General features: G+C 56.8%; 26 protein-coding genes. 6 read left to right on the top strand and 20 right to left on the bottom strand.

The window, feature by feature from the left end; genetic code table 11:
* Nucleotides 1-7: 7 nt before the first annotated feature.
* From ACR0BT_RS12530 to ACR0BT_RS12490, 9 genes are read right to left on the bottom strand one after another with little or no spacing between them, the layout of a single operon-like run.
* Nucleotides 8-502 carry a flagellar basal body-associated FliL family protein gene (locus ACR0BT_RS12530; protein ID WP_170408681.1) on the bottom strand — a complete coding sequence of 165 codons (495 nt, stop codon included), beginning with the start codon at nucleotides 500-502 and terminating at the stop codon, nucleotides 8-10.
* Between the two features lie 11 nt (nucleotides 503-513).
* Entirely contained in the window at nucleotides 514-1,245 is a 732-nt protein-coding gene (flgH, locus tag ACR0BT_RS12525; RefSeq protein ID WP_170395282.1) for a flagellar basal body L-ring protein FlgH, read from the bottom strand.
* On the bottom strand, nucleotides 1,245-1,658 hold the full coding sequence (gene flgA / locus ACR0BT_RS12520) for a flagellar basal body P-ring formation chaperone FlgA (protein WP_170597152.1): 414 nt from the start codon (nucleotides 1,656-1,658) through the stop codon (nucleotides 1,245-1,247). Before flgA ends, flgH begins: the two co-directional genes overlap by 1 nt.
* Nucleotides 1,658-2,443 carry a flagellar basal-body rod protein FlgG gene (gene flgG / locus ACR0BT_RS12515; RefSeq protein ID WP_480763269.1) on the bottom strand — a complete coding sequence of 262 codons (786 nt, stop codon included), beginning with the start codon at nucleotides 2,441-2,443 and terminating at the stop codon, nucleotides 1,658-1,660. Before flgG ends, flgA begins: the two co-directional genes overlap by 1 nt.
* A gap of 21 nt (nucleotides 2,444-2,464) precedes the next feature.
* Nucleotides 2,465-3,175 carry a flagellar hook-basal body complex protein gene (locus ACR0BT_RS12510; RefSeq protein WP_223117447.1) on the bottom strand — a complete coding sequence of 237 codons (711 nt, stop codon included), beginning with the start codon at nucleotides 3,173-3,175 and terminating at the stop codon, nucleotides 2,465-2,467.
* The gene (locus ACR0BT_RS12505) at nucleotides 3,175-3,447 is read right to left on the bottom strand and encodes a flagellar biosynthetic protein FliQ (protein WP_170395271.1); all 273 of its coding nucleotides are present in this window, start codon (nucleotides 3,445-3,447) and stop codon (nucleotides 3,175-3,177) included. Before ACR0BT_RS12505 ends, ACR0BT_RS12510 begins: the two co-directional genes overlap by 1 nt.
* 3 nt (nucleotides 3,448-3,450) lie before the next feature.
* Nucleotides 3,451-3,741 carry a flagellar hook-basal body complex protein FliE gene (gene fliE, locus ACR0BT_RS12500; protein ID WP_170408685.1) on the bottom strand — a complete coding sequence of 97 codons (291 nt, stop codon included), beginning with the start codon at nucleotides 3,739-3,741 and terminating at the stop codon, nucleotides 3,451-3,453.
* A 12-nt stretch (nucleotides 3,742-3,753) separates the two neighbouring features.
* Complete coding sequence (gene flgC / locus ACR0BT_RS12495) at nucleotides 3,754-4,140, bottom strand: flagellar basal body rod protein FlgC (protein ID WP_170395265.1); 387 nt, start codon at nucleotides 4,138-4,140, stop codon at nucleotides 3,754-3,756.
* A gap of 11 nt (nucleotides 4,141-4,151) precedes the next feature.
* Nucleotides 4,152-4,538 carry a FlgB family protein gene (locus tag ACR0BT_RS12490; RefSeq protein WP_223117446.1) on the bottom strand — a complete coding sequence of 129 codons (387 nt, stop codon included), beginning with the start codon at nucleotides 4,536-4,538 and terminating at the stop codon, nucleotides 4,152-4,154.
* Between the two features lie 107 nt (nucleotides 4,539-4,645).
* Here ACR0BT_RS12490 and ACR0BT_RS12485 point away from each other — a divergent pair, with 107 nt between their 5' ends.
* The 6 genes from ACR0BT_RS12485 (at nucleotide 4,646) to ACR0BT_RS12460 (ending at nucleotide 11,874) form a co-directional block, all read left to right on the top strand.
* On the top strand, nucleotides 4,646-5,971 hold the full coding sequence (locus tag ACR0BT_RS12485) for a FliI/YscN family ATPase (RefSeq protein WP_480763485.1): 1,326 nt from the start codon (nucleotides 4,646-4,648) through the stop codon (nucleotides 5,969-5,971).
* Between the two features lie 83 nt (nucleotides 5,972-6,054).
* Nucleotides 6,055-6,894, top strand: coding sequence for a flagellar motor protein MotB (locus ACR0BT_RS12480; protein ID WP_223117444.1), 840 nt, complete (start codon nucleotides 6,055-6,057; stop codon nucleotides 6,892-6,894).
* 98 nt (nucleotides 6,895-6,992) lie between these two features.
* Nucleotides 6,993-8,288, top strand: coding sequence for a flagellar hook protein FlgE (locus ACR0BT_RS12475; RefSeq protein WP_255611994.1), 1,296 nt, complete (start codon nucleotides 6,993-6,995; stop codon nucleotides 8,286-8,288).
* A 33-nt stretch (nucleotides 8,289-8,321) separates the two neighbouring features.
* Nucleotides 8,322-9,773 (top strand): flagellar hook-associated protein FlgK, encoded by a 1,452-nt coding sequence (gene flgK, locus ACR0BT_RS12470; RefSeq protein ID WP_480763268.1) that lies wholly within the window; start codon nucleotides 8,322-8,324, stop codon nucleotides 9,771-9,773.
* A gap of 2 nt (nucleotides 9,774-9,775) precedes the next feature.
* On the top strand, nucleotides 9,776-10,783 hold the full coding sequence (locus ACR0BT_RS12465; RefSeq protein ID WP_480763267.1) for a flagellin: 1,008 nt from the start codon (nucleotides 9,776-9,778) through the stop codon (nucleotides 10,781-10,783).
* Nucleotides 10,780-11,874: a flagellar basal body P-ring protein FlgI gene (locus ACR0BT_RS12460; protein WP_480763266.1), complete on the top strand. Its 1,095-nt coding sequence runs from the start codon at nucleotides 10,780-10,782 to the stop codon at nucleotides 11,872-11,874. Before ACR0BT_RS12465 ends, ACR0BT_RS12460 begins: the two co-directional genes overlap by 4 nt.
* Nucleotides 11,875-11,912: 38 nt before the next feature.
* Here ACR0BT_RS12460 and ACR0BT_RS12455 read toward each other — a convergent pair whose 3' ends face one another.
* From ACR0BT_RS12455 to ACR0BT_RS12405, 11 genes are all read right to left on the bottom strand, one after another.
* Nucleotides 11,913-12,557: a DUF1523 family protein gene (locus tag ACR0BT_RS12455; RefSeq protein WP_170395244.1), complete on the bottom strand. Its 645-nt coding sequence runs from the start codon at nucleotides 12,555-12,557 to the stop codon at nucleotides 11,913-11,915.
* A gap of 10 nt (nucleotides 12,558-12,567) precedes the next feature.
* On the bottom strand, nucleotides 12,568-12,834 hold the full coding sequence (locus tag ACR0BT_RS12450) for a hypothetical protein (RefSeq protein ID WP_223117442.1): 267 nt from the start codon (nucleotides 12,832-12,834) through the stop codon (nucleotides 12,568-12,570).
* Between the two features lies 1 nt (nucleotide 12,835).
* On the bottom strand, nucleotides 12,836-14,173 hold the full coding sequence (locus ACR0BT_RS12445) for a DUF6638 family protein (protein WP_480763265.1): 1,338 nt from the start codon (nucleotides 14,171-14,173) through the stop codon (nucleotides 12,836-12,838).
* Complete coding sequence (locus tag ACR0BT_RS12440; protein WP_223117440.1) at nucleotides 14,170-15,096, bottom strand: restriction endonuclease; 927 nt, start codon at nucleotides 15,094-15,096, stop codon at nucleotides 14,170-14,172. The genes ACR0BT_RS12445 and ACR0BT_RS12440 overlap by 4 nt, the downstream gene beginning before the upstream one ends.
* Nucleotides 15,089-17,026 carry an AAA family ATPase gene (locus ACR0BT_RS12435; protein ID WP_480763264.1) on the bottom strand — a complete coding sequence of 646 codons (1,938 nt, stop codon included), beginning with the start codon at nucleotides 17,024-17,026 and terminating at the stop codon, nucleotides 15,089-15,091. The genes ACR0BT_RS12440 and ACR0BT_RS12435 overlap by 8 nt, the downstream gene beginning before the upstream one ends.
* A 55-nt stretch (nucleotides 17,027-17,081) precedes the next feature.
* Entirely contained in the window at nucleotides 17,082-18,206 is a 1,125-nt protein-coding gene (locus ACR0BT_RS12430) for a hypothetical protein (RefSeq protein ID WP_480763263.1), read from the bottom strand.
* 317 nt (nucleotides 18,207-18,523) lie between these two features.
* A complete protein-coding gene (locus tag ACR0BT_RS12425; RefSeq protein WP_170423295.1) occupies nucleotides 18,524-19,603 on the bottom strand; it encodes a coiled-coil domain-containing protein in 1,080 nt (359 codons plus the stop codon).
* A 209-nt stretch (nucleotides 19,604-19,812) separates the two neighbouring features.
* Nucleotides 19,813-20,244: a hypothetical protein gene (locus tag ACR0BT_RS12420; RefSeq protein WP_170423293.1), complete on the bottom strand. Its 432-nt coding sequence runs from the start codon at nucleotides 20,242-20,244 to the stop codon at nucleotides 19,813-19,815.
* 223 nt (nucleotides 20,245-20,467) lie between these two features.
* Complete coding sequence (locus ACR0BT_RS12415; RefSeq protein WP_170395206.1) at nucleotides 20,468-20,935, bottom strand: Hsp20 family protein; 468 nt, start codon at nucleotides 20,933-20,935, stop codon at nucleotides 20,468-20,470.
* 122 nt (nucleotides 20,936-21,057) lie between these two features.
* The gene (locus ACR0BT_RS12410) at nucleotides 21,058-21,876 is read right to left on the bottom strand and encodes a trypsin-like serine peptidase (RefSeq protein WP_480454506.1); all 819 of its coding nucleotides are present in this window, start codon (nucleotides 21,874-21,876) and stop codon (nucleotides 21,058-21,060) included.
* The gene (locus ACR0BT_RS12405; RefSeq protein ID WP_170423291.1) at nucleotides 21,873-22,658 is read right to left on the bottom strand and encodes a trypsin-like serine peptidase; all 786 of its coding nucleotides are present in this window, start codon (nucleotides 22,656-22,658) and stop codon (nucleotides 21,873-21,875) included. Before ACR0BT_RS12405 ends, ACR0BT_RS12410 begins: the two co-directional genes overlap by 4 nt.
* Between the last annotated feature and the right edge of the window lie 27 nt (nucleotides 22,659-22,685).

Below are 22,685 nucleotides of genomic sequence, written 5' to 3'. Positions count from 1 at the left end.
AACCCGTTCAGGTATCCTGTCGGCTGACACTCATGATCAGAACTTGCGAGACATCTTCACCCAGATCCTTTCTCGCAACCTCCAGCAACGCATTGCGCAATGCCGTCAGGTTGTCTGACCGCGTGAATGCGCCGTCAAACCCGCCGATATTGGCGTGATCAAACAGAACTTGCAGAAACCGGTCCCTTAATTTTGGCTCGATCTCATAAAACGCTTCGGCAATCCCCGGCCTCACCTCAAGGCTGAGGGACATGGTGACGAGCGCCGATATCTCGTCCTCGGAAACCACGGGGACCACGAACTGTTTGGTGAGTTTCAGATACTCATGTGTTTCTGATTGATCATCTTTGCCGGGTTTAGTTTTGTTTTTCTTGTCTTCATTGGGTTTTTGCCCAGCCTCCGCAAGATCTTCAGCTTCCCCGGAAGGGGACAATAGGATCCGGGCGCCCGCACCGGCAGCCAGGCCGAAAACCAGAAAAACGATCGGTAGTAGTTTTCCCATAAGCGCGGCCCTCAGAAAGGTAGCAAGGTATCAAGTATCTGTTGTCCATAGCGTGGTTGCTGCACATCCGTGATCTGCCCGCGGCCACCATAAGACACCCGCGCTGACGCGATCTTGTCATAGGTGATTTCATTCTGGCGCGAGATATCTTCGGGGCGGACATAGCCCGAGACCAGCAGTTCCCGAAGTTCGAAATTCACCCGCAGTTCTTGCGATCCAGAAATCGAAAGCACACCGTTAGGCAGCACGTCGACGACCGTTGCCGCCACGCGCAAGGTCAGTTTCTCTTTGCGTTTGACCGATCCCTTCCCTTTGCTGACCGAAGCGGAGTCAATTGAAACGGCATCATCAAGTGAGGCCCCTTCAGGTAGTCGTTCACCTGCACGCTGCGGCAGGCCGAAGAGTTCCGGCACTGCAAGGCTTTCCGACCCCGCGCGCGATCGATTGGTATCGTTGGAAATTTCGGCCTTTTCATCCAGCTCGATCACGACCGTTAGAATGTCCCCTTTTTTCATCGCGCGCTGATCCCCAAGCAAGGAATGCTGACCGCCACTCCACAAAGATGACTGATCAACGGTTCGCTGAGGCTGGCTGTGCAAAGGTAGTCCGGGCCACAGCATCGCTACATGCTCAGGCGATTCCGTGTTTGGTGTCAGGCTGGGCGGCTTGCCAAGGTGGTCCAATCGTCCACACGCCGCAACACTCAGAACGACAAATAGCAGGGGTTTCGAAAGGCTCGGCATCATTTAACCTCAATTTGTCCATCGGGACGGATTACGCCCGTTACTGTTGTGCGAGACGCCAGATTCATGACACGGATACGCTCGCCTGCTGCGCCCCGGCCCAACGCGCGGCCTTCGGCAGTGATCGATAGCGCGACGTGATCGAACACCAGCGTCACCAGATCGTTTCGGTCCACGATCGCAGGCGGACCGACATCGGCAGGGCGGATTGGCCGACCTGGATAAAGCGCAACACGTGCCTCCTGACCGATAAGATCCTCTGGCCTACGAACCGCCCCATTGACCTCAGAGGTTTTGACTTCGAGGTCGGATGAGACAATGACCTCTTTGGCGCGGATCGTGCGGGTCGGCACAACGATCTCGGCCAAGCTTGGCATCGGCGTCAGGCATAGTATGAGGGTTAACAGGCGCATCACCGCACCTGCGTGGTCGCGCCCATCATCTGGTCGACGGCGGAAATAACTTTGGCGTTCATTTCATAGCCACGCTGCGCTTCGATCAGTTCCGTGACCTCGCGCACCGCATCGACTGAGCTGTCCTCAAGATAGCCCTGCCGCAATGTGCCCAGCCCATCTTCGCCCGGGGTGCCGGCCACCGGTGCACCCGAGGCTTCGGTTTCCTTGAAGAGGTTGCTACCAATGGCCTCAAGACCCTTGGCGTTCGAGAAGCTGGCCAGCGTAAACTCGCCCAGCAACTGCCCCTCGGCCGTATCATCGAAATAGGCATAGACCTCACCCGCCGCATTGATCGAGATCGATCTGGCATCGTCTGGAATGGTAATTTCAGGGGCAACGGCAAAGCCATCAGAAGTTACGATCAGACCTTCGGCCGAACGTTTCAGGCTTCCGTCTCGGGTAAAGGCGGATTGGCCATTCGGCATGGTGACTTCAAGGTAACCTCGCCCTTCAATGGCGACATCCAGATCACTGCCCGTTGCCGAAAGCCCACCCTGTTCCAGCTGTACGGTGACGGCGGCAGGGCGCACGCCCAACCCCAACTGAATACCTGTCGGAAGGACCGTTCCATCCGAGGCATTGACCGCCCCGGCGCGCGCCATCTGTTGATAGTGCAGATCGGCAAACTCGGCCCGGCGGGTGTTGTAGCCGGTTGTATTCATATTCGCGAGGTTGTTTGAAATTGTCTCAACCCGCATCTGCTGTGCGGTCATGCCCGTAGCCGCGATCTTCAATGCTCGCATGTCGTATTCTCCTTCCGGTAATCAGCGCATCAATGCCTTAAGCGCCCCGCGAACCCGTTCGTCTTCGGCCTCAAGAAAACTCTGCCCGAGCTCGTAGGCCCGCTGAATTTCAATCATCCGGGTCACCTGACCAATGGCATTGACATTCGATCCTTCGAGGAACCGATGCAGCACGACCGGCTCGCCCACCGGTTCCACCTGCCCGCCTGCACGAAAATGTGTGCTTCCTTCGCGCACCAGGTTTTCGGGATCAGCGACGTTGTAGACACCGATCTGGCTCAGAAATTGTCCATCGACGCTCATCGTGCCGTCGCTGCCAACATCGATCGTTGCGGCGTCGGGCGGGACAAAGACCGGCGCGCCATTGCTGTCCAGAACCCGGTGCCCGTCCATCGTCACCAGATCGCCCTCAGCATTGGGTGAGAAACTGCCGGAACGCGTCAGGCGGTTCCCAGCGGACGTTTCGATCATAAAGAACCCGTCCCCTTCGATGGCAAAGTCGAAGGACCCGCCTGTCTCGGTCAGCACACCTTGTTGCAGAGAAGTGTTTCGAACCTGCGCACGGCTGAGCGATAGTGAAGGATTGCCCGGCATATCCCGGACGAATTCGGAGAACACCAGCCCCTGCTGACGATACCCGGTCGTGTTGGCATTGGCGATATTGTTGGCCACCATTCGCATCTCATCCATGAGACCGGATTGACGGGACAAGGTGACATAAGCGGTGTCCATTAGCGACCTCCGGCAATAAGCGGGACCAATGTCCCGGTAAAAAACGTAACAAGGGTCTGGGTCATGAAACCCATCGACATCCAGAACACGACCACGATTGCAATCAGCTTAGGCACGAAGGTCAGGGTCATCTCCTGAACCGAGGTCAAGGCCTGAAACAAACCAACTGTAAGGCCCGAGATCAGCGCCACCGCCAGGATCGGAACCGACGTGATGACTGCAACCCAAAGTGCCTGGCGCACGATGTCGTAGAACAGACCTTCGCTCAGCATCGTTCAGACCGGCATCCGCAAGATTTCCTGATAGGCTTCAACGACTTTGTTCCGAACAATCACAGCCGTTTCCACTGCCAGCTCTGTCTGCGCCAGCGCCTGAACCAAAGCGTGCGGGTCGGCCTGCCCAACCATCGAAGATTGCGTGACTTGCTCGCTTTGTTTCAGCGTCGCCACGAAATCCTGAAACGAGGATCGCAGCCCTTGCGCTGTCCCCTGATGTTCGGGGGCGGCCTGCGTTGCAGGGCGCGCCCCCGTATAATTCTGCGCGGCGGTAAGTGAGCGAACATCCATTCTGGTATTCCTTTATTTACGGAGTAGATCCATCAGACTCGATGACATCTGCCGGGTCTGGTCGAACATCTTGAGGTTGGCTTCATAGCTGCGCTGCGCCTCTCGGGCGTCTGCGATTTCGATCATCAGATCGACGTTTGATCCTCTGTAATGGCCAGTCTCATCAGCCATAGGGTGGCCAGGATCATAAATTCGGCTCAGGTCGCGACGATCGAGTTTGACGCGCCCCGCCTGGACCATCTCTTTTCCGTCCCGTTCGACTGTCTCAAACGGGACTGTCTTACGCCGGTATCCGGGCGTATCGGCGTTCGAGATGTTCTCGGACACATGACGCAACCGCGCTGCTTGCGCACGCAGTGCGCTAGCCGACGCGTCCAACGAGTAGGAAAAATCGCTCATCGTGAAACCCCCTATGCCCGGCCCAGACTCGTGCGCAGCACACCGATTGAAGACTTGTAGATCGCTAATGCCCGGTCATGTTGTCGCTTGACCTCGACAGCTTTCAGCATCTCTTCTTCCAATGAAACACCATTGCCATTCGGATCGCTCGAAGCCGCGACCGTGAATTCAGCCCAAAGCTGAGCGCGCACATCACCATTCAGATGACCCGTCCGAGTCGCGGTCATCGCGACCTCTCGGCTCGTGTTTTCAAACGCTGTCTGGAAGGCTTCAATATCGCGGGGCTTGTATCCCGGCGTATCCGCGTTGGCCATGTTGCGCGCAACAACCGCTTGCCGTTGTCCGGCATGGGTTGCCATTGCGTACGCAGTCTTAAAGACGTTCAGGTCATTGAACATCGGGGCTTCTCCCTCGATCAATTTCAATCAAGGCTTAACCCCGATTCCTTTAGAAACCGTTTTCAACAAATCTATTTGGAGGACCTGCGATGGCCGATCTCGATCCGATGCGTCTGAAATGCGAATTCGATAGGATGTCGGCGGTACACCATATCGGGCGTGTGACCGGTGTTGCGCGCGGCGTGGTTGAAATCGATGGTCTGACCGCCCAAGCCCGGATCGGGGATCATCTGACGCTGCGCCGACAAAAAGGCCCGGACCTGCCGGGCGAGGTCCTGCATGTCGAATCAGGCGCGATCCATATGCTGCCAGCCTCCGCACCCGATGGCGTAAGCCTGGGGGATCAGGTCTCTCTCGACCAGATGCCTGCCTTTGCGCCCGGAATGCATTGGCTTGGGCGGGTAATCGATCCGTCTAGCAAACCTCTGGACGGCAAGCCCCTGCTGCCTGGCACGCTTGAACGTGACCTTATGCAGGCCCCGCCATCTGCGGTATCGCGCAAGCCGCTGGGCTGTCGTATGGAAACCGGGTTGGCCATCCTCAATACGATGCTGCCCATTGTCCAAGGTCAGCGAATCGGCCTGTTCGCTGGTTCAGGCGTTGGCAAATCAACACTTCTGGCGACGCTTGCCCGTTCAGTCCAGGCGGATGCTGTGGTCGTTGCATTGGTGGGCGAACGCGGGCGCGAAGTGAATGAGTTTGTCGAGAACGCCCTGGGTGCCGAAGGTCTGAAACGATCCGTCGTCGTGGCCGCAACCTCGGATCAATCGGCCCTGATACGCAGACGGTGCGCATGGTCGGCCATGTCGGTGGCGGAATACCTGCGGGATCAAGGGTTAAACGTTCTGTTTCTGGCCGATTCAGTTACTCGTTTTGCCGAAGCGCATCGCGAGATTGCCGCCGCAATGGGTGAGGCCCCATCGCTACGTGGCTACCCGCCATCGGTCACGCCGCTGATTGCAAACCTGTGCGAACGGGCGGGTCCCGGAACTGCCGATCAAGGTGACATCACCGCAGTCTTCAGTGTTCTTGTCGCGGGTTCTGACATGGACGAGCCCATTGCGGACATTCTGCGCGGCGTCTTGGACGGACATGTCGTGCTGAGCCGAGACATCGCCGAACGCGGGCGCTTCCCAGCGATTGACCTCAGCCGATCCGTATCACGCAGCCTACCAGGTGCGGCGACCGCAGATGAGAACCAGTTGATTACAGAAACCCGCAAGCTGGTCGGCAGTTATGAGCAATCTGAGGTGATGATCAAAGCCGGTCTCTATGCCGAAGGAACAGATGCTTTGTTGGATCGCGCCGTCCGGGTCCACGAAGAGCTAGATAGCTTTTTTGCGAAGGCCGATCCCGATGGTATCGAAAACAGCTTTAATCGATTATCTCTGGTTTTAAGGCGCGCTGGTGTAAACCCGGTGTCGCAGTCTTAGAATTCAGAACAGTTTTAAGTGTTAAGCCCACCTTAACACCTGCCCTGCTAGGCCAGTAAGCGGGTGAATAGAAGGTGGTGGAGATGGGTGCGCAATCCAATGCGGCGCCAATCATCATCAAGAAGAAACGTGTATCGGGTGGCGATTCTCACCACGGTGGTGCGTGGAAGGTCGCGTATGCGGACTTTGTCACTGCCATGATGGCGTTCTTCATGTTGATGTGGCTGCTGAATGCAACGACCGAGACGCAACGCAAGGGTCTGGCGGATTATTTTTCGCCCACGATACCGGTCAATCCGGTCTCGGGCGGTGGCGATGGTGCCTTCGGCGGTGACAACATGTTTTCGGAAAAAACCATGGTTATGGATGGATCAGGTGCCAGCAATCGGAACCCCACCGAGGCGAAACAGGCGCGCGGATCAACCGGCGTGGATGCGAAAGGCGGCGGTAAGGGTGCGTTCGAAGATTTCTCGTCGCTCGAGGCGCAGTTGCTGGGGCGCGCTGGGGAAAGCCTGGTGTCCGATAAGATGCGCAAGCACATCGTGACCCGCGTCACCGACGAAGGGCTGGTGGTCGAGCTGTTCGCCACTGAGGATCAACCGTTGTTCGAATCGGGGACAGACACGCCAACCCAAATGATGCGCGCGCTGACACTTTTGGTAGCGCGGTCTTCTGATCTGGTGACAAACGCAATCGCGGTCGAAGGGCATGTGCGGTCTGCGCCCGTCGTGTTGGCGAATAACCCGGTCTGGGATCTGTCGACCGCGCGGGCGCAAAGCACCCGCCAACTGCTGCAGAACAAAGGCATCCAGCCACAGCGGTTGGACCGCGTGACTGGGCACGCGGACCGAGAGCTTTCGGATAAAAACCCCATGGCGATACGCAATAATCGGATTGAGATCATCTTTTTACGCAACCCTTAAGGGGTAAAGGATAGACAGCATTTTAGCTGTTAGCCGGCTGTTAAGGGCCAGTGCGGTACGTGTTGCATCAACGAATGACGCAACAAAAGGGCGTACCGATGACCATATCCTCTTCGCTGAATGCCGGTGTGGCAGCGTTGAAGGCCAACGCCAACAGGCTGGCCACGATCTCTGACAACATCGCCAATTCATCGACATTTGGCTATAAAAGAGTCGAGACCGACTTTCACTCCATGGTCACGTCTGGTCAGGGCGGCAGCTATTCGGCAGGCGGGGTCAGAACCACCAGCCAACGCCTGATAGATCAGCGCGGATCGCTGGTAACCACCAACAATTCAACCGATCTGGCCGTGCGCGGTAGAGGCATGCTGCCTGTCCGTCCCAGTTCGCAGATCGCGTCAGGTTCAAATGAGATGCTGCTGACCACGACAGGCTCATTCCGCACCAATGAGGAGGGATATCTGGTCACACAATCCGGCCTTGTACTTCTTGGCTGGCGTGCCAATCCAGATGGCTCGATCCCCAGCGTCCCGAGGGATACGCCCGCCGCTCTGGAACCCATTCAGCTAAGCGTTAATCAACTTTCGGGCGCCCCCACAACATCCATGAACCTGCGGATGAACCTGCCTGCAACAGCGACCGACGCCGGTGCTCCGGGTGACACGCAGCCCTTGTCGGTCGAGTATTTTGACAATTTGGGCAAGTCTGAAAGCGTCGATATCGAATTGGTCCCCACCGTTCCTGCAACCGGCAGCAGCAATGAATGGACCATGACATTGCGCGATTCAGCCTCGGGCGGTGCTGTCATCGGAGAATATACCCTGACCTTCACCGATAGCCGTACAGCCGGTGGTACACTAGCCAGCGTCACCGCCGTGACCGGCGGTGCCTATGACCCGGCAAACGGCAGCGTTGTCGTCAACGTCGCCGGCGGACCGATGGAGATCAACATCGGCCAGATCGGCGATGCGGACGGCATTACACAGCTTTCCGATACCTTTGCTCCGGTTTCGATCACACGCGATGGTTCGGCCGTTGGCACGATGACAAGCGTACAGGTTGATGAGAACGGCTATGTCTATGCTTTCTATGATACTGGGGTCAGCCGCCGGATGTTCCAGATTCCGCTGGCCGATGTGCCGAATCCAAACGGTCTGACGGCGTTGGACAGTCAGACCTATGCCCCCTCGCGCGACAGCGGCACCTTTTTCTTATGGAACGCGGGTGAAGGTCCAACAGGCGATCTCGTGTCTTTCGCACGCGAGGAATCGACCACCGATGTCGCCACCGAGTTGACCTCAATGATCCAGACCCAGCGGGCCTATTCCTCAAGCGCCAAGGTCATTCAGACTGTGGATGAGATGCTGCAGGAAACCACCAATATCAAACGCTGATCTGATGATTGATCAACGAAAGGGATGCGTCCGATGAATATGTCGACAGCACTGAACAACGCTCTGGGCGGGCTGAGCGCAGCCAGCCGTGGTGCGGCGGTGGTTTCAGGAAACATCGCCAACGCCTTGACCCCGGGATATGCTCGCAGATCGCTTGAACTGGCGACCAGCGCAGTTTCTGGTAATGGCGTTCGTGTCGTTGGTATCACTCGGCACCAGGATCCGGTACTGATCGCAAACCGCCGTGCGACCGATGCAGACCTGATGGCAGCCAAAACCGTGGCGCAATTTCATTCAAGTTACGAGAAACTGTTGGGGGCAGCCGACGATGCCACTTCGATCTCGGCCAGACTGGCCCAATTCGAAAGCAGCCTGATTACAGCTGCAAGCCTGCCCGGCTCAGCCCAACGGCTGGATCAGGCCGCCCGTGCAGGCGGTACATTGAGCACAGCGCTCAATACAGCGTCCGAAGGGGTGCGGCAAATGCGATCCGATGCGGATCGCACGATAGGCAAACAGGTCGATACGCTGAATCAGACTCTGAAAGACATCGAGAAACTGAATGCTCGTATCCCCGCTGTCCGCAATTCGGGCGGTGATATTGGCGCGCTGTTGGATCATCGTCAGATTCTGGTCGATCAAGTCAACGAGTTGGTGCCTGTCAACGCGATCGCGCGCGATAATGATCAGATTTCCCTTTATTCCGATGGCGGGTTGATCCTGCTGGAAGGAACCGCGGCCGAATTTTCGTTCTCGACCACAGGCGATACCATGCCGCATATGACCGTTGGCAACGGGTTGTTGTCCGGGCTCGAGATCAACGGCCGACCCGTTCGCGTGAGCGGAGAGTTCGCCCAAATCCGAGGCGGCGCATTGATGGCCCAGTTCTCGGTCCGCGACGAACTGACCGTCGAAGCGCAAGCCGATCTGGACGCCGTCGCCCGCGACCTGATCGAGCGCTTTGAAACCACCGGGTTGGACCCGACCGCTGCCGCGACCGATCCGGGCGTCTTCACGGATGACGGCAGCCGCTTTGATTCGGTTTCTGAAACCGGTCTTGCGTCGCGCATCTCACTAAATGTTGTGGTCGACCCGGATGCAGGGGGTGACAGCTGGAGATTACGCGCGGGTCTGGGGGCATTGATTCCCGGTGCGCCGGGTGATGCCAGCCAGTTGCAAGCTTTTGGGGCCGTTCTGACCGACTCGCGCCCGGCCCCCAGCGTGGGGTTTGGGACAGGCACGATGCGCGCGGCCGAGATCGCCGAGGCGTTGCTTTCCAAAGCCGGGGCAAACGCACACACAGCTGACCAGCGCAGCAGTTTTGCAGCAAACGCGCAGCTGGAAATGCAAAAAGTCGTCGCGGAGCAAGGTGTTGACAGTGACGTGGAACTGCAGCGCTTGATGCAGATCGAGCAGGCCTATGCCGCAAACGCACGCATCGTCGCCGTCGTGGATGAACTGATGGATACCCTGTTGAGGTTATGAACATGACACTGAATTCGATCGGGGATCTGGCCCGCGGCCTTACCCTCAGAACTCGCAGCGCCGAGATCAAATCACAAATCGAAACACTGTCGTATGAGATGTCCACCGGCAAGGTGCAGGATATCTCGGGTCGTCTGGGTGGTGATTACTCGCACCTACTGGATCTAGATCGCAGCCTGGAACGGTTGGACGCGCTTTCCATCGCCACCGTCGAGGCGCGGCTATTCACGGACGCAATGCAATTGAGCCTGACAACGCTAAGCGGCTCGGTCGCCGAGATGTCAGCGTCGCTGCTATCATTCGGCACGGCGAACCAGACCGTGACACATGAACAAGCATCGGTTCAGGCACGAAATGAGCTCGACACAATGATCTCAGCCCTGAATACGCGGGCGGGAGGGCGCAGCCTGTATTCCGGAACATCGACTGACGTCTCACCTCTGCCCTCCGCTGAAACATTATTGACAGCGCTGCAGGCCGAATTGATAGGGCTGACCTCCCTAACAGATATCCAACAGGCCGCTGAGGATTGGTTCAACGACCCCGCCGGATTTGATGCGGTGATATATCAAGGTGGCACAGACACCTTGGCTCCGATGCAGATTTCCGAGAACGAGCGGATCACGCTTCCGATCACTGCGACAGACCCCACGCTCAAGGACGCTTTGCGCGATGTTGCGGTTGCGGCTCTGGCCACAGATGATGCGCTTGGATGGACGCCTGATCTACGAACCGCAATGTTCACGCAGCTTGGTGTTGAGCTGGCCAATACACAGGATGCGACGGTCAATTTGCGCGCCCAGGTCGGCGCGGCTGAGGCGCGTGTGGAGCAAGCCGCAACGCGCAACGCCGCCGCAAGGACCAGCGCTGAGCATGCGCGCAATGCGTTGATCGCTGCAGATCCCTATGAGACTGCGGCACAGTTGCAAACCGTGCAGTTCCAACTGGAGAGTCTGTATTCCGTGACCGTTCGCAATGCCAACCTGTCACTGGTGAATTTCTTAAGATGAAGATACTCGCATTCCTTTTGATAGTCTTACCGTGCATTGCCAATGCCGGGGCTATACGCCTGAAAGATCTGGTGGATTTCGACGGTGTCCGCGGCAATGATCTGGTTGGCTACGGCCTTGTGGTTGGCCTGAATGGCACTGGCGACGGCTTGCGCAATTCTCCGTTCACCGAAGAGATTATGTCCAACATTCTCGAACGGCTGGGTGTAAACGTGAATGGTGAAGATTTTCGCCCCAAAAACGTCGCCGCCGTATTGGTCACCGCCACCCTTCCACCCTTCGCGCGTGTCGGAGGTCAGATTGACGTTACTGTCTCTGCCATCGGAGATTCCAAAGGGCTTCTTGGGGGGACATTGATCATGACACACCTGAATGCAGCGGATGGTCAGATTTATGCCGTGGCACAAGGGACAGTGCTTGCCGGAGGCGCTGCGGTTGAGGGCGATGCAGCGTCGGTTGTCAGTGGGGTGCCGACATCGGGTGTCATACCCGCGGGCGCGCGGGTGGAGCGTGAGATTGATTTTCAGCTTGCTGATTTGACTCAACTGAGGCTGGCGCTGAGAGAACCGGATTTCACGACCGCAAGCCGCATTGAGGCCGCCATCAACAGGGAGTTCAACCGCGCCGTCGCACTCATGCGCGATTCCGGCACTGTGGAGTTAAGCGTCGAGGCGACGCGGGCCGTATCAACCGCGCATGCGATTGGACGTATTGAAAACATTCTGGTCGAACCCGAAAGCAAAGCCCGCGTCGTGGTGGATCAGAGATCCGGCACAATTGTCATGGGTCGGGACGTCAGGATTTCACGCGTCGCGGTATCGCAGGGCAACTTGACCCTCACAGTCGAGGAAGCCCCGATTGCTGTTCAGCCAAATCCGTTTGCGCGAGGCGAAACAGTCGTTGTTCCGCGCACCTACGCTGGGATCGAAGAGGAAGAAGGAACGGGGCTTGCAGAAATCCCCGAGGCAACCACCTTGTCCGAAGTGGTGGCCGGGTTGAACGCCTTGGGCGTGTCGCCACGCGATATGATCGACATCCTGAAAACCATCAAAGCTGCCGGGGCACTTCATGCAGAGTTCATCGTGAGATGAGCAGTCAGACCACAGCGCACGCCTTTTGGTGTACCACTTTACTTGGATTTCCAACTGTCCAGCCAGCGGCGAAAGCCCTTGCGCTTTTCATCTATTGCATCACCAGCGGCGTAAAGACCATCTTCCATGTTCTCCAAAACAGGATCGATCTTCTTTTGCCGAAACCGCCGCCATCGAACCCAGATGGCCCAAACCAGCGCAGCAAACACTGTCAGGAAGACGATATTGAACCACGGGATGATGCGGACATCCGGCCCCTCGACATGCCGGATGAAAATTGCGTTGGGAAAAATCGACATGAACTCATTGCGCCAGCCGTAATGCGTTACGACCACCCAATCGGGGTTATCTTTGGTCGACTTGGCATCGTTGGCCTCGGTGTAAAGATTCGCAGTGTCGAACTTGAAATAAGGCGGCCAGCCCCAACCGGTGTCTTCGTTGCGATAGACAATGGGCTTCCCGTTGGCGCGTACGGCCTGAATGAACTGTACATCGCGGTTTGACAGGCTGGTGGATTGATCTTCAGGCTCGGACCAGAAGATTCGCGTCCAGTCCGTCAGGTCCTGACGTTCCTCATAGGTGTTGACGATCCGCACCACATCGTGCTGCGGTAGGGAATACTGCAAGATCACGGCGATCGTGCCCCAGAAGATGATAATGAACGCCCATTTCACATAGGCCATGCCTTAACCCTCACATGTAATTCACGATGTAGATCAGCGCGCCAATCGCCACCCAAGGTACAATATAGACACCCAAAATCAGTTTGCGCCGGAATGAGTTGTCGTAGACGTGCAAACCACGCGCAACAAACGCTTCTTTGTTACCGGTTTTGCCCTTTTCGTCCCACCACGTCTCCAACTTTCGCCGCCTAACTCCGCGCGAATAAAAGGACAGCGCGAAATAGGCAATCGTCTGGATCACCAGCAGGATCAGAAACAGGCGCAACGCTCCGAACATCTTAATCTCTCCTGACCGCGCCCCAAGGGCCGACCCGTGCGATCACTGTTTCGCTGACCCGGTCATTGCCGGTCATATCCGGTTCATGACCAAATAAAGCCGCCCGCGCACCAGCCTTGTCCACCTGATACTCGCGGGCAAGGAAGTCGGCAACATAGGCTTTCTTGGTCTCGGGCCAGGTCCTGTAAGTACTATAAAACAATTCCTTGTGGCAGATGAACATCTGCCGCGGATCCAGCGGAGCCAATTCGGTCAACAGCATATTCACCAGATCGCGGTTCGGCGTATCGGCTGCGCGCAATGTGTAGAAATAGGCGGGATGATCCGAGGTGATGCGTGGCCAGCGCCCGCCATCGGTCGCCCAGCGCAGCAATTGTGCGAGGCCGTGGTACGCCTCGGGCAGGCGATCCGCGTGGTTGCGGGCCAGTCGGCGCATGTCGCTGCGATCCAGCCCGCTCAGATCAACATCTGCGTCAGCAGCCGCAGAAATGGTCAGAAAATCCATTTTCTGTTGCAGGATCGCAGCAGCATCCACACCGCGCGCCTTAACGATAGGTTCAACCAGATCATTGTAGTCGAGAAACTTGGCAATCTGGTTTCGCTGCGACGGGTCAAAAATGTATTTGATCGGCATATCGTCGGGCTTTTCGCCCATGCAAATCGCCGCCGGGTGATCCATATCCGGGAACAGGTAGAGCCCGCCAAAGTGTGCCGTCCAGAAATTACGCTGCTCGAATGCGGTGTGGCGCAGGCGAACGGGATTGCGAGTGACGTCGCCGGTTTCCTTGGCCGTTTCGATCATCTTGGCGATCAGCACATCGTCGAACCATGCATCCTCTTCGGTTTTGAAACGTTCGACCATGCCCGCTAGCTGCTGGGCCTTGCGTAGGGTGCCGCCTGCGGTGTCGGCCTCGATCTCGATCTTGCTCAGGTTCAACAGGTCGCGCGGGGTTGTGAGTTTGATGACCGAGTTCACAAGCTCTCCGGCCACTGCATCGGTGGCGGTCAGGGCGAACAGCTGCGCCTCGTTCATCTCGATGAATTCGCGCAGAATATCGCGCGAGGTAGAAAATTTGACGTTCAGCAAAGGCGCGCGTTTCTGCTCGGTCGTCAGCAGGATGAACTGCCGGTTGACCCCGTTGGGATTGAGGTAAAGCTCATCCTCCAGCTCAATCCCCACCTCCGGAGAATAACCCGAGATATCGACATGGAAATCGGTCAGCGCCGTGGTCTTGCCCGCCAGATGCTGCAGCGCGCGGTTATACCGCTCGACCAGAGCCGGGCTGGAGATGTGGACGAGGTTGCCGAACATCAAGCCTTTTTCGATGAGGCGGATCATATGCTCATGAACCAGTTTTCATCAACATGAACTTCTTCAATCATCCTTTTTGAGACACCAAGTTCATTGTCTTTTAGCAAATCACACAGCCGTTCCCCATCAATCAGATCTATCGCTGTCGCGCCGTCGCGGGTCGCTTCATCCGATGCTTGGGCCGTAAAACTTCCGGTTGTTATGAACAGACCTTTGTCTGCACGTCCCATCATCGCGCCTCTAAAGTCGCGAATATCAGAGGATCCAACGCTACCTTTATACCGTTTGCATTGAAAAAAGACTTGGAACGAAACAAGGTTGACTCTGAGAACACCGACCCCGTCTATCCCTCCATCGCCCGACTTTCCTCTGACCTCCACCTTAGTGAAACCACTTTCTCTCAGTAGTCGTTGGGCAAGTCTTTCAAACGCTGATGGGTCCATCGATTTTAGAACGTCCAAGAGCTCATTACGCCAATCCCGAACGCTACTGTCAGGTCCCTCAACCGCTGCCATTGAGCCGGTTATGAATTCAGGGCTTTGTTGTACTTTTTCTTCTTTCGCTTTCTTTTCAAGGCGTTTTAACCGCGCTTTTTCGCGCTCTTCCGCATTAACTTGATCGCTAATTTCTTTTGTTTGTTTATATTCGGTTATTCGTGCCCCGGATTCGGTTATGGCCCAGACTCCACGAGCAGAGTTCTCAATTGCTCCACCACGCTTTAGATAAGTTCGCGACCAAGCTAGATAGTAGTTCAATCTGGGACGAGGATCATCACCAGACATCTGAAATGCTTGCTCTTCTTCTGTTACACCCTCAAGCTCTGCAACCTTTTCATCCATTTCTTGAATGGTTCCAGAACCACCCATAGCGCGCAAAGCCTCTAGTGTAACCAGCATCATACCCGGCAAATCCGGAAAGCCTTCCGCTTCAATTACAAATCTTCTAGTCAATGTTCTTTCCTTCTAAATACCGCCGCTTCGCCTCTTCCATCCGGCCCATCTCGCGGACGGCGTTTTCGATGGCGACCTCGTCGCTCTTGTCGGCATAGCGGAACTCGCTGTCGGCGTAGCGGTTGATCTCTTGCATCACCATCTCGACCGTGATCGGCTGGCGCAGGTCCTCGATCATCGACTTCTTGGTGTCGTAGTCGCGGAACAGGAACAGGTCGGGGTTTTCCATCCATTCGTCGGGCAGTTCGAAATCCATCGCACGCACCTTGACCGCGTCGGTGATGTTCTTGATCGCGCGGCCGGTAAAGCGCTCATCGGCCTGTTGGATCGCCTTGAGGTAGGTGCCCAGTTTGGCAATCGTGTCCATCTGGCCGATATCGCCGGAGACCCGATCATAGACTTGCAGCAGCGCATCCTCATGCGGTCGGGAATGGCTTTCGAAGCTGGCCGCGACGGCCTTTTTGATTTCCTGCGCGGCATAGGCTTCGTGTTCGCCCAGCGGAATGTCGTGGTTGCGGCCCATCAGCAGGTGCAGGATGTCGATGTAATCCTCGCGCGTTTGCGGCCCGTCCACCAGGAACCGCGCGCCTGCCCGCTGGCGCAGGGCGTCGTCCACATTCTCGGGGTAGTTCGAGAACATGCCAAAGGTGCAGTTGCCGCGCACGACGGTGTTGGCCCCCGCAAAGCTCTCCATCAGCACGGCGGTGATTTCCAGTTGCCCAGCCGAGGACTGCCGGTCGCCGCGCTTGCCTGCCAGTTGGTCGATATCGTCGATGGTGCCGAACCCGATGACCGAGGGGTCGATGATCGTATTGATAAACGCCTTGGCGTTCTGGCCGGACTTGCCCTGATAGCTGTCGATATTGTCGGTACTCAGGTTCTGATAGCGGAACGGATAGCCCGCGTTCTGGCAATAGTCGTTGATCAACCCGGCCATCATCTGGATCAGGGTGGTTTTGCCGGTGCCCGGTTTGCCGTCGCCCATGAAGGTAAAGATGAACCCGCCAAGTTCCGCAAACGGGTTCAGGCGGCGGTCGAAATCATAGGCCATCACCATCTTGGCCAGCTTCATGGCCTGATATTTGGCGATATGGTTGCCGACCACCTCGTTCGGTTTCTTGAACGTCATGGTCAGGGTGGTGGATTTGGCCTTTGATGCCGGTTCGAAGCCCCGGATGGTCAGATCATCTGCCTCGATATGCCAAGCGGCACTCTGGAACGGTGCCAGATGGCCTGCGGACTGGGCGCGTAGAGCTACCTTTTCCAACAGTTGCTCGGCATAGGCGCTGGTGGCCGCGATCAGGTGGGCATCATCGGGGGCGTGTTTGGCAAGGGTCTGGTCCAACTCCCACAGCGCGCCGTGCAAGGCGAGTTGGCCGTTGTCGGTCAGGACCTCTTCGATCTCACCGATATCGACAGTGGTCTCTCCCAGATGCGAGGACATCAAGTACGCCAGCGCATTGCCGAAGGTGTGCGAGGTGATCAGCGCCTCGGCAGTCAGCAGTTCCGAGAATTCGGTCTTTCGCGCGGCGGGCAAATCGCCCGCAAGGTTCGCGCGTTTCAAGTCTGCCAACGGTGTCTGTTCGGCGTAGGCCTCGCTCACCGCCAGAGCGATGGCAACCGCACGGCGGATTGCCTGCTGCGTTGTGGCCTGTGGTGGCGAGACCAGCGCATCGCCATCATCCGAGGCCTCGATCCGTTCGACCAAATGCACCCCGTCTGCGCGCACTGTGCGCCGTGTCACCAAACCCGGCGTGGTGGACCGAAACCTCCGTCCGGTCGACACCCCCGGCGACCGTTCCGTCGACGTCTCCACCGCCTTGGCAATCCGCGGCGCGTGTTCGAACCCATTCAGCAAGGCGGTCGCTGCCGGGTAATGCTTGCGAATATCCGCCTCGCGCAATTCCATCTGATCTGACGTCAAACTCATCTCAAAAACCGCCCTTGATTCATCTTTTTCAAAAATACTCTCGCCGAAGGCGAAACTAATACCTCAACACCTGCCCTGACTTGCTGACCACGAACTTGCGCACATCGGCAAACCCTGGAGGGTTACGCTCGGCCAGCACCTGAAACGGACGCTGGGGCAAGATGATCGACCGTTGGGTGCGTGTGGCCCCGGTTTCGGCCCCTTGCGCGCCGAATGGGTCGAGCGCAAAAACCTCGCGTTCGACGGTCGAGAACCATCCGGCCCGCTCTTCGATCACCTCTTCGCTTTCCAACTCTTCTGTGGTCCAGGCCAGCGCCCAGTCTTGACCTTGCGGAGATTGCGCATCCTCCAGCACCTGCCGCAGGGGGCCGGATTGTTCGGTATAGGCCGAGGAATACATTGGCCCCACATGAATGCGGCGCAGGTGTTTGGGGTGCAGGTCGTCGAAATCCTGATCGAACCCTTTGGCTATGGTCACCAGTTTCAACCCGCCCAGAGACTGCGCCATCAGATGCGCCTGCACTTCGGGCCAGCGGCGTTGGTCTTTGGGAAGGGCGGTTTTGCCGCTGTCCTCCAGTTGCATCAGGTAGATCACTGGCAGGTTGATCTGGCTGTCATAGACCGCCCAGTGGATCATGAACTTCCGCCGTTCGCCCTCATTCCCGATCCATTGGCACTCGGGATCGTTGCGGGCCCAGAACAGCTGACCTTTCAGCAATTCCTCATAGTAGAGCCTTTGTGACAGCGCGAATTGCAGCTTGGTGGGGATTTCCTGATCGCCAATGATCGTCCGCACCATGTCAGTTTTTAGGTCATCCTCGGACGGCATATTCGCCAGATGCACCTGCGCCTGCTGCGCGTCATTGGCCATGGTCAGCAGCTCAGCCGCCACCGGAAAACCGCTGTCACGCTTGTCCATCGCAAGGCTGCCAAAAAACCGTCCCGTATCGCGACCGACCAGCAGATACTTCATGGAAAGCGCGCGGAAGGTGTAGAGCAGCCCCGAGAGGTAGCGCGACACGATCCGCACCTCTTGCTTGCTGATTGCGCCCTCCGCCTCCATCGTCGCGGCCACGCGCAGGAGGTGGACGGTGATGACTTCGAATTTGCGGAAATAGCGGCGTGAGGCGAAGGTGTCGGTCAGGCCGACATGGTCTTGGGTGGGGTTGGTATCGGTCATCTTGGGGCGTCCAAGTCCTTCCCGTTTTTGTCGATATGAAACCACCATCTAAAGAGAGGCGAACCGACACTATGCAGTACTACTTGAGGGTTGATCCCAACCGAGTGCTGAAAACGCCGCCCCCTTTCGCTGCCCCAACTCAACCAACACAGAAGTCGCATTAAGCAAGCCGCAATTACTGCCATAAGCAATGCCTGTAGCACTTCAGGATAAGTCGGCTTCTGATCTATAAAACCAATTTTTTCCAAGAATCTCGGCACCTCCAAGGGACCAAGACTAACTGCTAGTAATAGAAATTGTTGGTGAGCGAAACGCACTTAACCACCATACAAATTCTTATCATGCTTCTCGACAATCGAGGCAAAGCGCCGCGCGAACCGCTCATCCGCCTTGGCCTTTTTCTCCAGCACGTCGCGGGCAAAGACCATGTGGTCCTCATGCGCCTCAAGCATGTCGGCCATCTTCTGGTTGGTCGCGGTGCCGATGGCGGCCATGGCGGTTTGCGCTTCTTGATCCGTCTGCACGCCGATCTCGTTGATGCGGTGGGCCACGTCCTGCTGCTGTGCTGTTTTCAGCGATTTGGTCAGGGCGTCATACAGCACCACGCGCTGTTGCGTGTCTGTCTGCAGCTTGTTGATCAGCACCATCTGCGTCGCCGCCTGGTTTTGCAGTGAGTCGACCCAGGTTTTGCCCTTTTCGATATAGCGTTCCAGCGTCTGAGACTTGGCCAGCTTGACCTGCTCTTCCTGAACCTTGGCGTTGTATTGCTTGTTCAGCTCGGCCAGTTCAGTTTCCAGCTGGGTCCGCGCGGCGGCGTCCTGTTCGACGCTGATTTTGTTTTCCAGCGTGATGATTGTCGGGTCCATACCCTGAATCTCGGCGCGCAGTGCTTCCAACTCGGCCACCGTCGCCTCACGGTCATCCAGCGTGACAGTCAGGTTGTCTTCGACCTTGACGCGCTGTTCCTCCAGTACCGACAACTGCCCTTCCAGCAATTTTACGATCACATCGGACTTGGCGATCAGGTCCTGCAGCTTGTCATCAATATTGGCGGTGCGCATGCGTTCCTGCCGCATGGACTCGGATTTGGCCTTGGCGAAGATGCCGACGAACGACTCCCACCCGGTTTTCGAACGCATTTCGTCGAAATCCTTGGAAAACGCGTTGGTCACGTCGTCGAGCCCCATGATCAGCTCAGCGATGTTGGCGTTCATCACCTCGGTATGGGCGTGCACATCTTCCAAAGTGGCATTTTCAATGTCGATATCTGCCTCTGCGGTTCCGATCTTGGCACGCGCCGCTTCGATCCGTGAGGTCAAGCCTTCAATCTGCGACTGGCTTTCGCGGACTTTCTGTTGCGTCTCTTGAATCAATGCTTCGAATTGCTGGTTCGACATCTGCTATCCCTATTCTTCTTATCATCCAATGACATAGGGAATGTTATGGCAATTTACATCCCCTTGGGCCTCCAAATCACCAAGACTGTGACAAACTCGACGCTAAAAAGATAGACGCAGAGACAAGGCCGAGACACATTGCCTACTGGTTTTCAGAAGGGAAAATAGAAGCTCTTGGATTTCTTAAGTTGAAGCTGCCGATGGCAAGCTCAGTAGTTCGAATACCGGAAATTGACCACAGCATCATCTTGAATAGCGCAATGGGCTTTTATGTGGCTCCGCGCGTCATTGCTGTCCTTTGAGCGCGCGACCTCCAAATCAATCAGATCGATGCCATCAGAATTCGTCGTATAGGAAAGCGTCCGCTCAAAATCGACGGCATAGTAGCCTTGATTGCTCATGGCGGTGTGGGTCCGATGCATACAAAGCCCGATCGCATTCTCCTCGGGCGAAACATGCGGGTGCTTCTGGTATTTTGATCCGTGCTTGTGATGGTGTTTGGCGATCGACGCTCCCAGCACACCCAACGCGACCCCAGCGATAAGCGCTCCGGTATCGTTGGCACGGGTTGGTGTCGCGGTCAGTGTGGTCGATGCAACAACGGCACAGACTATAGCGGCAATAACGGATTTCATTCGCATCTATTTCGTCTCCCTCTGAAGGCACTGAACGAAATTCAGTTCATTGAAGTGTTCCAGAAGAGACTAGCCTGACGACCTAAACTATTGCCAGATTTTCGTGAAAACGTGTTGCCCACCATGTCCGTGTTGCGATGGATACAACTTCGCCCCGCGCCTGGAGGAACGCGGGGCGTGTGGTGCGACAACCCAGAGAGGCGGGACTGTCGCTAAGTGATCAACAGCCTCAGTTCACGGCTTTGGCGTCAACCACGTCCTTTTCAATGGCCTTGCCAGACGAAATTTCGATCCGGCGCGGTTTCAGCGCTTCTGGCACTTCGCGCTTCAGATCGATGTTCAGCATGCCGTTTTCATGGCTCGCGCCGGTGACACGAACGTGGTCGGCCAGAGCAAAGCGGCGCTCGAACGCGCGGGTGGCGATGCCACGGTGCAGGTAGCTGCGCTCTTTTTCGTCCGAAGCTTTCTTGCCGGAAACCACCAGAGAATTTTCCTTTACCTCAACCGACAGATCGGCCTCGGAAAACCCGGCAACAGCGACCGAAATGCGGTAGGTATCAGCATCGGTTTTTTCGATGTTGTAAGGGGGATAGCTGGGCTGAGCCACGTCATTGGTCAAAACCCGGTCCATCATGTCTGCAATCTGGTCGAAACCGATGGTTGCGCGGTGAAGTGGTGCGAAGTCAAATGTACGCATGTCGTATCCTCATCTTTGAGCGATTCACGAAATTGCCCTCCGAAATGGACGGGCGGTGATTTATGCCGGACCCCAGCTTTGGCGATCCAGTAAAACTCAGATGGGAAGTAAAAGGACTGGGTTCAAGACCCGCCCGCGCTGAGGAATTTAGCACCCGAACTGGACTTGGCTGAACCCGGCTGCAATCTGCGGATTGTTGCCGTGGGTCGGGGCGCGTCACGACGCAATATCGCCTTGAGTTCCGAGACAATCCCCGACAGCTCCATCCCGTAGCCGATCTTGCGTTGACCATCCGATGCGCCCGCCGAAACAACCGACAGGATCTGCCAACGCGGGCCTTTTTTTGCTAAAATAGCGGAGCCCGACGAACCGAATGTAATATCGCAATCAAAGCTGATCAGCCCCTGCCCGCGTTGCAGGATGCGGCAAGAGCGTTGGCGCGTGATCGCCTCGGCCCGACCGCGACCATACGAGGCGACGCTGATTTCGCTGTCGCTGACGCGGCCGCTGTGCAGGGCGAACGGATCAGCAATCGAATAGGGAATCGGCTCTTCCAGCCGCATTAGAGCCACATCAATTCGAACACGTGACGCCGATACCGGCGCATTGGCAACAAAATCGGGATGGGTCGCAATCTGGATGACCTTGCGATCCGCAAGCGCCTGACCGTCGCTCAAACCGGCGCGAAAGGTCAATTCACCGGGGGCATAGGGTTTTCCGGTGGCCTTGCTCACAGCGCAATGCGCCGCTGTCAGCACGATGTCCTTTGCGATCAAAGTACCGGTGCAAAAGCCCTGTTCGCCGATATCCAGACGTCCGACCGCCTCCCACCCATACAGATCATCGCGATCCGTCAGTCGGCGCTTGCTGCTGGTCTGGGCCTGCGCGGCAGTTACGAGAATAGAAACAAGCAAGGTGATACTTAGAAAAACACGCATCATGGCTTAAGGAACTTTGCTCCGAGGTTTTTGGTGTTGTTGTCCAATGTGGCGTTCATACCCCGCCCCTGCGAAAGCTCGGCCCGCAACAATTCCAGCGATTCATCCAAGGCGGTGCCCAGCGCAACGCGTTGACCCTGCAATTCGGCCTTCGCTGCAACGACCGACACAATGCGTGGCCGCTCGCCGTCAAACGAAAAGATCGGCGCACCGGATGCCCCGAAATCCACGTTGCAGGACATAACCAGAATTCCAGCCTGTCGCCCAATGACGGAACAGACTTCCTGCAATGCTGGCGCTTCGGCGCGGTCATGCGCGTACGAGACAACCCCCACCTCTTGACCGCGGGCAGGACGACGTCCGGTTTCGAAAGGAATGACCGAGGTGTTGCGGATCGGCTGCCACAGCTCGATCAGCGCAATATCATGACGCACCCGCGTTGCAGAAACATTGCCTTCATAAACATAGTCGGGGTGAACCACTGTTCGACGCGCCGGACGATAAGCCGAGGCGGAACCGAGGCGCCAACCGGCCAGAAACTCGATCCGGGCCGGATTAATTCGCTGTTTCGTGGTTTTGTCGTACAGACAATGCGCAGCCGTCAGTACCAGAGTCGGAGATATCAGCGATCCGGTACAAAACCCGGTGCCGTCGATATCCAGCCGACCAACTGCCATCCACTCGCGCCCAGCATCGGTGGTTTCCAGGCTCCTAAGCCCAGTATCCTGCGCCTGTCCTGCCAAGGGCAGCAAGCTGAAGACAATAGCCGTGATCCAGTTGCGCACGCGGGTCTCCGGTCATGGGGTCCGACC

It is taken from the genome of Ruegeria sp. CJ6, assembly GCF_056536665.1.
The sequence above is the reverse complement of the archived record's forward strand: the minus strand, read 5'-3'. Positions and strand labels throughout refer to the sequence as shown.